General features: G+C 63.9%; 11 protein-coding genes. 3 read left to right on the top strand and 8 right to left on the bottom strand.

Going from position 1 to position 11,689, the window contains the following annotated elements; genetic code table 11:
* Positions 1-143: 143 nt before the first annotated feature.
* From A985_RS0106255 to A985_RS0106230, 6 genes are all read right to left on the bottom strand, one after another.
* Positions 144-707 (bottom strand): RNA polymerase sigma factor, encoded by a 564-nt coding sequence (locus A985_RS0106255; protein ID WP_017232543.1) that lies wholly within the window; start codon positions 705-707, stop codon positions 144-146.
* A gap of 176 nt (positions 708-883) precedes the next feature.
* A complete protein-coding gene (locus A985_RS0106250; RefSeq protein WP_017232542.1) occupies positions 884-1,276 on the bottom strand; it encodes a hypothetical protein in 393 nt (130 codons plus the stop codon).
* Between the two features lie 217 nt (positions 1,277-1,493).
* Positions 1,494-2,336, bottom strand: a complete 843-nt coding sequence (locus A985_RS0106245) for an ABC transporter permease (protein WP_232424539.1) — start codon at positions 2,334-2,336, stop codon at positions 1,494-1,496.
* A 110-nt stretch (positions 2,337-2,446) separates the two neighbouring features.
* Complete coding sequence (locus A985_RS0106240; RefSeq protein ID WP_017232540.1) at positions 2,447-3,331, bottom strand: ABC transporter permease; 885 nt, start codon at positions 3,329-3,331, stop codon at positions 2,447-2,449.
* Entirely contained in the window at positions 3,328-4,410 is a 1,083-nt protein-coding gene (locus A985_RS0106235; protein ID WP_017232539.1) for an ABC transporter ATP-binding protein, read from the bottom strand. Before A985_RS0106235 ends, A985_RS0106240 begins: the two co-directional genes overlap by 4 nt.
* 21 nt (positions 4,411-4,431) lie before the next feature.
* Entirely contained in the window at positions 4,432-5,607 is a 1,176-nt protein-coding gene (locus A985_RS0106230) for an ABC transporter substrate-binding protein (RefSeq protein WP_017232538.1), read from the bottom strand.
* 311 nt (positions 5,608-5,918) lie between these two features.
* Here A985_RS0106230 and A985_RS0106225 point away from each other — a divergent pair, with 311 nt between their 5' ends.
* From A985_RS0106225 to A985_RS0106215, 3 genes are all read left to right on the top strand, one after another.
* On the top strand, positions 5,919-7,202 hold the full coding sequence (locus tag A985_RS0106225) for a glucarate dehydratase family protein (RefSeq protein ID WP_017232537.1): 1,284 nt from the start codon (positions 5,919-5,921) through the stop codon (positions 7,200-7,202).
* An 81-nt stretch (positions 7,203-7,283) separates the two neighbouring features.
* Positions 7,284-8,444, top strand: coding sequence for a porin (locus A985_RS0106220; protein ID WP_017232536.1), 1,161 nt, complete (start codon positions 7,284-7,286; stop codon positions 8,442-8,444).
* 237 nt (positions 8,445-8,681) lie between these two features.
* Positions 8,682-9,428, top strand: a complete 747-nt coding sequence (locus tag A985_RS0106215) for a FadR/GntR family transcriptional regulator (protein WP_017232535.1) — start codon at positions 8,682-8,684, stop codon at positions 9,426-9,428.
* A gap of 90 nt (positions 9,429-9,518) precedes the next feature.
* On the opposite strand, the gene A985_RS0106210 is transcribed toward A985_RS0106215, so the two are convergent.
* Together A985_RS0106210 and A985_RS0106205 are read right to left on the bottom strand one after the other, a co-directional pair.
* On the bottom strand, positions 9,519-10,163 hold the full coding sequence (locus A985_RS0106210; RefSeq protein ID WP_017232534.1) for a trimeric intracellular cation channel family protein: 645 nt from the start codon (positions 10,161-10,163) through the stop codon (positions 9,519-9,521).
* Positions 10,160-11,428 carry a M20 family metallopeptidase gene (locus A985_RS0106205; RefSeq protein ID WP_017232533.1) on the bottom strand — a complete coding sequence of 423 codons (1,269 nt, stop codon included), beginning with the start codon at positions 11,426-11,428 and terminating at the stop codon, positions 10,160-10,162. Before A985_RS0106205 ends, A985_RS0106210 begins: the two co-directional genes overlap by 4 nt.
* Between the last annotated feature and the right edge of the window lie 261 nt (positions 11,429-11,689).

Genomic DNA, 11,689 nt, shown 5'->3' with positions numbered 1-11,689 from the left:
ATACGGCAGGCGCGACGCGCGCAACGCCTCGACCGCGTCGGCCAATTCGGGCGACGCGCCGATGGCCGCTTCGACCTCGGCCCGCTCGGCAGCGGGGAGTGTGTCGTCGACGTACGCGAGCAGGCGGATATCGTCTTCGTTCATCACGCATCCTCCTCACGTGCGCCGGCGTCAGGGCCGACGTTGTCGGCACGGCGGGGTTGCCCCCTGGATTGACGGAACTGGTCGCCGACGGTTCGGCGTGCGCGAGACAAGCGGCTCATGACCGTACCGATGGGCACGTCGAGCACCAGCGCGGCCTCCTGGTAGCTCAGCCCTTCGACAGCGACGAGCAGCACCACGAGCCGCTGGGCTTCGGGCAGACGATCGACGGCGCCGAACACCTGATGGTAACTGGCCAGGTCTTCGGGCGTGGACGCCTGAAGATCGGGAATCGCCTCGACGTCGGCATCGTCCCAGGCCAGGCTGCCGCGCGAGCGGACACGACGCGCACGGATCTCGTTGATCCACGTGGTGTGCACGATGCGGTACATCCAGCTCAACGCCGAGGTGCCCGGCTGCCACTGATGCACGCGCTCAAGCGCGTGCAGGCAGGCACGTTGCACGAGATCCTCGGCATCGTGGCGATCGCCTGTAATGCGCAGGGCGAACGCCCAGAGGCGCGGCAGCAAGCCAGGGAGCAAGCTGGGCAAATCCTGACCGGTCATCGGCAAATGTCCTGGCGGAGGGTGCCTGGCGTCAAGCCAGTCCGAAGCAGCGCCGGCGACGACCGCCGACGCTTGCCGCGAAATTATACTGAGCCGCCGCGACTTTGCACTACGCCGCGTGGCCGGCCAGACCGCCAACACCCTTGACTCCCTGTCGGATCTGCGTGCGCTCCCGCTCAGGGCTTGACCACGTGCCACACGTCCTTGAAGCCGTTGCCCTTCATGTCGCCCTGGGCGGTGTCCTTCGAGAAGCGATACATCGGCTTGCCCTTGTAAGCCCATTGCATCGTGCCGTCGTCGCGCGTCACGACGGTGTAATCGCCCTCGGCCTTCGCTCCCGGCGCGGCCATCACGGGCGGCCACGCATCGGCGCACGGGCCGTTACAGGTGCTCTTGCCGCTGCCGGCCACATCTTTGTCGAACGTGTAGACGGTACGGTTCTGGCTATCGACCATCATGCCGCCCATCGCCTTGAGCGGGGCTTCGGCATGGGCAGCGGCAGCGGCGAACAGGCCGGCGGCCGCCACGAGTGCGGTGAGAACGGAGGACATCGATTGACGTTGGTTCATGACATTGGCTCCTGAATGAAATGTCGGGGACGACACTCTCAGAACGCCCGGTCGCGACGCTTTATTCCGTCCGATGTCAGCGATTTTTTTGCTGCGCCGCAATGCAGCGCGGAGCGAAGGAGAGAACAGCGGGGGACGGCAATGCCATGGCAGCGGAAGCGGCAAGTGCCGCACATCCCCCGGACCCTCCCAAGGCGACGGCGGCACTCCCAACGACCTACTCGCCCTTCGGCGCTTCCTTGACGCGGCTCACGAGCTGCGTCGGACTCACGAATTGCAGCGCGATGAGCACCCACAACAGCGTGATCGCCATATAGATCATGGCCATGGCGTCGATCGACTGCGGCGCCCGCACGCCGGTCGAGAACACCGCGTAGTACAGCGCGACGACGAGCGTCTGCGTGTCGGGACCCGCCGTGAAGAACGTCAGCTCGAACATGCCGATGGTGCGTACGAGCACCAGCAACCCGGCCGCGAGAATCCCCGGCACCAGCAGCGGCAGCAAGACGTAGCGGAAATACTTCAGCGTGTTGGCCCCGAAGATGCGCGCGGCGGCTTCGAGATTCGGATCGATCTGCTCGATGAACGGCGTCATCACGAGAATCACAAACGGCAGCGACGGCACGAGGTTCGCGAGAATCACCCCCGCGAGCGTGCCCCCCAGCCCGACCTTGTAGAGCACCGTCGCCATCGGAATGCCGTAGGTGACCGGCGGCACCATCAACGGCAGCAGGAACACCAGCATCGCGAGCTTCTTGCCGGGGAACTGCGCACGCGCCAGCGCATACGCCGCAGGCACGCCCAGCGCAATCGACAGCAGCACGACCGCACCCACGACCTCCATGGTGACCCACAGCACATCGGCAAGCTGGAAATCGCGCCATGCCTGTGCGTACCAATGCAGCGTGAAGCCTTGCGGCAGCGGCGTGCCGAACCAGCGGGTGGCCAGCGAGTTCATCGTGACGGTGGCGATCATCAACCCCACGTTCACGAGGAAGAAGATCATCGCGCCCCACACCAGCACACGCCACAGACGCGAGCCCGGTCCTTCACGGCGCATCTTGCGTCGGGTCGTGGGGGCAGCCGCCAGCGAACTCACGGGCGAAGGCGTGGTCATGAAATCTCCGTTTTGCGCGGCCAGGGTTCCGGCCAAATGCTTGTTGGTGGCGCTCATCCCTTGCCTCCCGTGGTCGGACCGCTATAGAAGGCCCGGCGCGCGCCGAGCATCCCTGCCACGATCAGCAACTGCACGAAGCCCATCACGATCGCCACGCACGACGCCAGCGAGTAGTCGTAGCTCTCGAACGCGGCTTCATACGCTGCGATCGACACCACGCGTGTGGCCCCGGCCGGCACTCCGAGCAGCACCGCCGACGGGAACACCGAGAACGCCTGCACGAACGACAGGCACGCCGCCATCGTCAATCCCGGCACCAGCAGCGGCAAATAGATCAGCCGGAACTGTTGCCACGGCCCGGCGCCAAGCGTGCCGGCCGCACGCGCGAGCGTCGGATCGATACCCGTTACGTACGACAGAATCAGCAGGAACGCGAACGGGAAACCGGAAATCACCAGCGAGATCAACACGCCCCAATAGTTGTGCGTCAGGCGGACTTCGTCGCTGTAGAGATGCAGCGCATGCAATGCCTGCGGGACCCAGCCGTTCGGTCCATAGTACGTCAGCATGCCGTCGGCGATCAGCACCGTGCCGAGCGTGACGGGCACAACGAGCAGCATCGTCACGAACTTCGACGCACGCGTGCTCTTGCGCAGCGCGAACGCCGCCGGAATCGACGCGCCGACGTTGATCAACGTGGCCGGCACGGCGAGCTTAAGCGTGATGAGCACCGTCGGCCACAGCGTCGGGTCGGTGAAGAACTTCACGTAGTTCGCGAAGACGCCGCCCTCCATCGGCTGGAAGGACAGGAACAGGCCGTAGGCGAACGGGTACACGAACATCGCGAGCAGGCACACGAGCGCCGGGGCCACGAGCCAGCCACGGCCGTCGAAGCGCGCGGCCGGCGTGAGCGACGGGGAGGACGCGGCGGCACTCATGCGCGCTCTCCGGCGTAGACGAGCGTGCGCTCGACCGGCACGCAAAGTGGCACGCGCTCACCCACGGCATAGTCGCCGGGCAGGCGCGCATACAACGGACCAAAGGGCGACGCCACCCGCAACAACGAATCTCGGCCACCGTATTCGACGGTCTCCACGACCGTATCGAACGCGTTGTCATTGGCGGCCTGTGCACGCTCGAAATCGTCGGGACGAATCGCCACGCTGACCTTGCCCTCGCTGCCGGGCGACTCCATGAGCACGCCGTCGAACGACGCACCACCGCTCGACACACGGGCGCGATCGCCCTGCGCCGACGTGATCGACACGTCGAACACGTTGCGATAGCCCATGAAGCGCGCCACATGCAGATTGCGCGGACGGCAATAAACATCGCGCGGCACACCGATCTGCTGCACGACGCCTTCCTTCATCACCACGATGCGATCGGCCATCGAGAGCGCTTCGTCCTGATCGTGCGTCACGTAGATCGTGGCGCGGTCGAGTTCGCCGTGAATGCGGCGAATCTCGGCGCGCATCTCGATGCGCAACTTCGCATCGAGGTTCGAGAGCGGCTCGTCCATCAGCACGACGGGCGGCTCGATCACGATGGCGCGAGCGATGGCCACGCGCTGCTGCTGCCCGCCGGAGAGCTGGCCCGGCAGCTTGCGCTCGTGCCCCACGAGCTGCACGAGTTGCAAGGCCGCACGGGCCCGCTTCTCGATCTCCGCACGCGGCATGCCGCGCATGCGCAGGCCGAAGCCCACGTTATCGAGCACGCTCATGTGCGGAAACAGCGCGTAGTTCTGAAAGACCATGCCGAAGCCGCGCTTCTCGCTTGGCAGCACGTCAATGCGCTCGTCGTCTAGCCAGATGGCGCCGCCGGTCAGCGGCGTCAGTCCGGCAATACAGTTGAGCGCGGTGGATTTACCGCATCCCGACGGCCCCAGCAGCGCGATGAATTCGCCGCGCTCGATGGTCAGGTCCAGGCCGTTCAAGGCGGCCACGGACTGACCTTCCGCGTTGGTGAAAGCGCGCGCAACGTTGTCGAGGCGCAGGTGTTGAAAGTTGTGCTTCATGGACGACTCCGATCACTCCGGTCACTTCGATTTGCGCGCGCCGATCTCGGCATCCCATTTCTGGAATGCGGCGACCATTGCGGTCGCATCGAGCGGCACGGCATGCGGGAAGTCGGCGATGAGCTTCGCGTATTCCGCACGGCCATACTTCGCAATCACTTCCTGGCTCTTCGCCGGCGCGGCGGACAACGGCACATCCTTCACGGCGGGGCCCGGGTAGAAGTAGCCGTCGTCGTAGGCGAGCGCCTGTTGCGCAGGCTCGAGCATGAAGTTGATCAGCTTGAGAATGACTTCCATCTTCTCTTTGGCAACGCCCTTGGGCACGACGATGTAATGCGCATCATTGACCCACGTGAACTTGTCGAAGGCCTGCACCTTGAAGCTTGCCGGCACGATGCCCAAGGCGCGCGGGTTGATGTCCCAACCCGTCATGGTCACGGTCATGTCGCGACTGCCCTCACCCAGTTCCTTCATCACCGCCGACGTGCCGCCCGGGTAATAGGGAATGCACGAGTCGAGTTCCTTCAGGAACGCCCACGTCTTGTCCCAGCCCTTGATCGGATCGTGCGGGTCCTTGTCGCCCAGCAGATACGGCAACCCCATGAGGAATGCGCGGCCCGGGCCCGAGTTGGCCGGACGTGCATAAATCAGCTTTCCCGGATTGGCCTTGCACCACGAGAGCAGCTCGGCGGCTGTCTTCGGCGGATGACTGACCTTGGCCGGGTTGTATTCAATGAGCGGTCCTCCCGGGCTATACGTCACGGTAATACCGTAGCCCTTTGAGAGTTCCTGCATCGCGCGCACGTTAGGCGAGTACTTGTCGAGTACGCCCGGCAGCTTTGCGCTGTCATCAGGCAGCAGACGCTGCCAGAGGTTTTGCTGAATACCGGCGGCAAGCGCATCGGTACCCGTGAGCACGATGTCGATGTCGGAACGACCCGCCGCTTGCATGGCCTTGATCTTGCCCGGCAGTTGTGGAGCGGGCGCGTTGGTAAACGTGATCTTGGAAACAAGATCCGGGTACTTGTCGCGGAAGGCCTCGAAGCCCTTCTGCGTGAGGGCGAGGTTACCCGCCACGTCGACAATGTTCAGCGCGACCGGCGCAGCGGTTGCGGTACTCGCGATGCTTCCCAATACGGTCGCACATGCCAGTGCGCCAAGCGTGCGTTGCCAGAATCCTCTGCGGCTGAAGGTCATGCTGTCTCCTCTTCGTGTTGAATTTCTCGTAAGTCATCATATGACTTGAAAGGTGAATTTGCAATCAGGAGACACGTCGGAACATCTCAGAGATTTCCCTAAGAGATTCCTATTCGATTGATTATTTGTCGAAATTCCGGGGATTTTAGTGGGATCTTTCGATACACATCAGGGATTTCACCGATAGAGAGACGTCCCGTCCGTCACCTAAATTACGGCCAGTCATACGATGACGTAAAAGTAGTCCACAAAACGCAATTTGCGTTTCCGTCCCTTGCCCTGCTCCCCCTGGAGCCGGAGGATGAGTCGCTGTGAAAATTCGCCGCATCACGATCACCCCCATCGCTTTTCGCGACCCACCGTTGCTTAACGCGGCCGGCATTCACGAGCCGTATGCGCTGCGTTCGATCATCGAGATCGAGACCGATAACGGTCACGTGGGCCTCGGCGAAACGTACGGCGACGCGCCAGTGCTGGCGTTGCTTGACAGCACCCGAGCGCACCTGATCGGCATGGATCCGTTCGACACCAACGGCTTGCGCGCGCGCGTCGCGGCGGTAGTGCGTCAGGGCGTGCGCGGTGAGCGCGTGGAATACGAACTCGCGCCGGGCACCGATCCGCGCAAGGACGCCGAGAAGATCTACGCCGCGTTCGAGGTGCCCTTCCTCGATCTGCAGGCGCGTCATCTGGGTATTCCGCTGGTCGAACTGCTCGGCGGCGCAGTCCGTCCCGAGGTGCCTTACAGCGCGTATCTGTTCTTCAAGTACGCGCAGCACATCGACATGCCGGCGACCGGTTATCCGCTCGACCCTTGGGGGGAAACGCTCAACGCCGAACAACTCGTTGCCCAGGCACGCACGATGATCGACGCCCACGGCTTCGGTAGCATCAAGCTCAAGGCCGGGGTGCTCGAACCGTCGGAAGAGGTGAAGTGCATCAAGGCGCTCAAGCGCGCCTTTCCGGACAAGCCGTTGCGCATCGATCCGAATGGCAACTGGTCGCTCGCCACTGCGATCGCAATGGGCCGCGAACTCGCCGGCGATCTCGAGTACTACGAAGATCCGACGCCCACGCTGGAAGGCATGGCGGAACTGCATCGCGCCACGGGCATGCCGCTCGCCACGAACATGGTCGTGACCGACCTGCGGCAGTTCCGCGAGAACGTGCGACTGAATGGTGCGCAGATCATCCTTTCCGACCATCACTACTGGGGCGGATTGCGCGACACCCAACTGCTCGCGCGCATGTGCGAGACGTTCGATCTCGGACTGTCGATGCATTCCAACTCCCACCTCGGCATCAGCTTGATGGCCATGACGCATCTGGCCGCCAGCGTGCCGCGCCTGTCGTACGCCTGCGATACGCATTACCCGTGGCAAGCGCCGGATGAGGAAGTCGTGCGCGGCGGCAAGATCGCCATTCGCAATGGCGCAGTCGCCGTGACGCGGGCCCCTGGGCTGGGTCTCGAGATCGATCAGGACCAGTTGGCCAAGTTGCACGAGCAGTTTCTGCGTTGCGGCGTGCGCACTCGCAACGACGCCATCCAGATGCGCAAATACCAACCCGACTGGAGCGGCCGGGCACCCCGTTTTTAGTCCCCCGTGAGCATGCAACAACGTTTCAAGCGAAGTCCAAGAAAACACACCACAAAAGGAGAAGTCGTGAGACATTCGAAATTGTTTGCCGGGCTCGTATTGGCCGGGCTCGCCGCTGGCGCCGTCCCGGCGTTTGCGCAGTCGAGCGTAACGCTATATGGCATCGTCGACGATGCCATGACGTACAGCAGCAACCAGAACGGCAAGTCGAACACCTATCTGCGCAGCGGCAATCTGGCGGGGAGTCGCTGGGGCCTGCGCGGCACCGAGGATCTGGGCGGTGGCACCAAGGCCTTGTTTCAGTTGGAAAACGGGTTCGACCTCAACAATGGCACACTCGGCGCGTCCGGTTCGATGTTCAATCGTCAAGCCTTCGTCGGCCTGAAGAACGATCGGCTCGGCACGGTTACCATCGGCCGTCAGTACACGCCGTACTACCTGATGGTCGGCACCATCGGCCCGACGACCTACGTGACGGGCGCGACCGGCGCACACCCGGGCGATATCGACGGTCTCGACACCACCATCCGCATCAACAACTCGGTGACCTACACGTCGCCGGTGATGTGGGGCGTGACGGCCAGCCTGCAATACGGCTTTGGCGGACAGGCCGGTGCGTTCAGCAAGGGCAACACTTACTCCGGCGCGCTGCGCTACGACGGTGGCCCGCTCTCGCTGGCCGCCGGCTACCTGCGCCTGAACAACGTGGGCGGCAGCGGGGCGACGTGGAATGGTGCGTCGACCGGCACGCCGGGCACGTCCTCCCTCAACCAGGGCTATGTCACTGCCGATGTGCTGCAACACATCGCCGTGGCCGGTATTTACACGATCGGCAGCGTGACGCTGGGCGCGACTTACAGCAACGTGCAGTACAAGCCGGGCGCGGCGTCGCTCTTCCATGACACCGCCATCTTCAATACCGCGGGCGTGCATGCGTCGTGGGTCGTGTCGCCGCAGTGGCGTCTGGCGGCGGCGTACAGCTACACGGCGGCCTCGAAGGCGAACGGCATCACCGATGCCGCCACCTATCATCAGGTCTCGCTTGCGCAAGTGTATTCGCTCTCGAAGCGCACCTCGCTGTACGCGCTCGAAGCCTGGCAGCACGCCAACGGCAAGTCGCTCTCGGCCAATGCGGCGAGCATCATCAATGCCGGCCCGGCGGTGGGCGACTCGCAGAACAGCACGCCGTCGGCGACGAGTTCGCAGGTGGTCGGCATGCTGGGGATCCGCGTCGATTTCTGACGCGGGTTCGTCCGTAGGAAAGCTGTCCGGGCTGGCGCCGTGCGCGTGCCGGCCCAGGCAGTCATGAGTGGTCGCGAGAAGTCGCACGAGGTGGTACTTTCGGCCGCCAATGCCTGATACCGATTAGGGGGTGGCGTTGGCGGTCGATTCTTATCGGTTGTCGTATGTATGCGACCGGCGATAAGGTAAACTGGGGGCGTTCTGTCGTCACCCAACATTCCAACCAACGCCATGTCCATGACCAGCCCGTTGCCCGCACGTCCTCGCCGCAAGTCTCGCAGCCTCACGGAAGAGGTGGTGAGCGCGTTGTCCGAGCAGATCCGCAGCGGGACGTTCCGCCCGGGCGACAAGCTGCCGACCGAGTCGGCCATCATGGAAAGCCTGGGCGTGAGCCGCACCGTGGTCCGCGAAGCGATCTCGCGACTGCAAGCCGCGCAACTGGTGGAAACGCGCCACGGCATCGGCACCTTCGTGCTCGAAGCGCCGCGCGAGAATTCATTGCAGGTCGACACCAACCGCATCCTCACAATGCTCGACGTGATGGCGATCCTGGAGCTGCGTATTTCGCTGGAAACGGAAGCGGCCGGGCTGGCGGCGAATCGCCGTACCGACACACAGCTCAAGCTGATGCGTCAGGCGCTGGACGACTTCGAGATGCACGTGCGCCAACGCACGGGCAATGCGGTGACGGCCGACGTCGCGTTCCATCTGCAAGTGGCCAACGCTACCGGCAACCGCTATTTCCACGACATTCTCGAGCAGCTCGGCAACACGATCATTCCACGTACGCGCGTGAATTCCGCCGAGCTCGCCGACGACGACCAGGTGTCGTATCTCAATCGCGTGAATCGCGAGCACGAAGACATCTATAACGCCATTGCGCGACACGATCCGGAAGCGGCGCGCGCGGCCATGCGCACGCACCTCACCAACAGCCGCGAGCGTCTGCGTCGCGCGCAGGAATCGGCCGGTCCGCAAGCGTAATGCCGCAGCCCGGCACGCGAGCACAGCGCCTTTGACAGTCGACGTTTGACGGCCGGTTGTGTTTCGCGGTCCTGCCTGCCGGAAGCCCCACTACTTTCCGTCGGGGCCGTCGATCACGCGCGGCTTGCCGAATACCGGCAGCCCCCAGCCGAAACGAAGTGACGCGAGACGCAGCGCGACGCAGGCAAACGTGGCAAACCACGGCGTCCACCAGTCCGTCCATCCCGCATAGAAGAAACCGACTTGCACGCCCGCGCCGACAAGCGCCGCCGAGGCATAAATTTCCCGGTCCAGAATGGATGGCACGCGCGATAGCAGCACGTCGCGCATGACGCCGCCACCGACCGCGCTCACGATCCCCAGCAGAATCGCCAGTTCGGCGCTGTGTGTGAAGGCCAGTGCCTTCTGCGCGCCCGAGACCGCAAACAGGCCGAGCCCGATCGCGTCGAAGAAGAGCACTGGCTGGTGCATCCGGCGAACCGGCGCGTAGGCGGCAATTACCACGACGGATGCCAGCAACGACACCGCTAGATAGCGCCAGTTCGAGAGTCCGGTGGGCGGAATCGCGCCGATACAGACATCGCGGATGATACCGCCGCCGCAAGCCACCATGAACGACACTGCCGCAATGCCGAAGAGATCGAGTCGCCGTTGACGCGCCGCGACCGCGCCGCTGAGCGCGAAGGCGAAGGTACCGATCAGGTCGAGAACGAGATAGACCGTGTGGGAATTCATGCCGCTGCGTCGTGTTGGGCGAGCCACACGCCGGCGGCGCACAGCATGGCCTCCAACCCGGTGCGCAGCGTTGGCTCGATCACTGGTGCGAATTTCGGCGAATGATTGCTCGGAATCTCGTTGATCCGCTTCGCCGCCACGGCGCGCCGGAACACCTCGGGATCGGTGCCGCCGACGAACCAGAAGGCATACGGCACCTTCCATTCACGGCCGAACACGCTGAAGTCCTCGCTGGCCGCTGCGGGCTGCGTTTCATAAACGCGCTCGCCGAAATGGGCTTCGAAGGCGGCAAGCAGGCGCGCGTGGGTCGCGGCATCGTTGACCGTAAGCGGGTAGCTCGACAGCGTTGTGAACTCCGGATCGCGCGGGGCGTTCGAGGCGGCGCACTCCGCACAGCAGATACGACGGATCGCACCGAGCATGTACTCGCGCACGTCTTCGTCGAATGTGCGCACATTGAGCTTGAGCGTGGCGTCGTCGGGGATGATGTTTTCTTTCGTTCCCGCCTGCAGGGCCCCGACGGTCAACACCGCACTGTCGCGTGGCGAAATTTCGCGCGACACGATCGTCTGCAGGCGCAGCGTCGTGGACGCCGCCATGATGACCGGATCGATCGACGTCTGGGGCTGCGACCCATGCGAGCCACGGCCGAACAGCTTGACCTTGAGACTGTCGCCGGCGGAGAGAATCGTGCCGCTTCGATAGCCCACCGTGCCCGCCGCGCCGACCATCACGTGCTGGCCGAGAATCACGTCGGGCTTCGGAAAGCGCTGCGTCATCCCATCGTCCATCATGCTGCGCGCGCCGCGGGCGACTTCTTCTCCGGGCTGGAAAACGGCCATCAGGGTGCCGTGCCAGGCGTCGCGATGTTCGGCCATCAGTCGCGCGACGCCCATCAGCCAGGTCACGTGCATATCGTGACCGCACGAGTGTGCGACACCGACCTCGACGCCGTCTTCATCCTTCGCGCTCACCGTGCTGGCATAGGGCAGTCCGGTGGCTTCGGCCATCGGCAGCGCGTCCATGTCGGCACGCAGCATCACCGTCGGCCCGGCGCCGTTGCGAAGCACGGCCACCACTCCGGTCACGCCCACGTTGCGCGCGACTTCATAGCCGAGCTTCTCGACGTAGTCCGCCACGATCCGTGCGGTGCGGACTTCCTGCATCGACAGTTCCGGATGCTGGTGAAGGTCCTTGTAGATCGCCTCGAGTTCCGGCAGTAGGCCGTCGATCGCGCCCGTCATCGTTTCGATCAGTGTCGACATGGTTGCCTTCCTTGATTGCCGGCGTTCGCCAGCGCAGCCGGCGGGCTCGCAAGCCGATGTTCGGTTTCGGCTTCGAGTGCGGATTTTCATTGTAGAGAAGAGTTCGGGCGCTTTCCAGCCGGCACGCTCGGACACGTCGTTCCGCGGTTGCCCCCTGGCAGGGTGACGACGCACAGCAGCAGTCGCTCCGGCGGCAGGGCAATCCCAACAATAGTAATAGCCGAAAACGTGCCTGCCAGCTAACCTGCAGGTGGTTTACCC

The sequence above is a fragment of the Pandoraea sp. B-6 genome, from assembly GCF_000282835.1.
Lineage (GTDB): Bacteria > Pseudomonadota > Gammaproteobacteria > Burkholderiales > Burkholderiaceae > Pandoraea > Pandoraea cepalis.
This window is presented reverse-complemented; position numbering and strand designations above follow the sequence as displayed.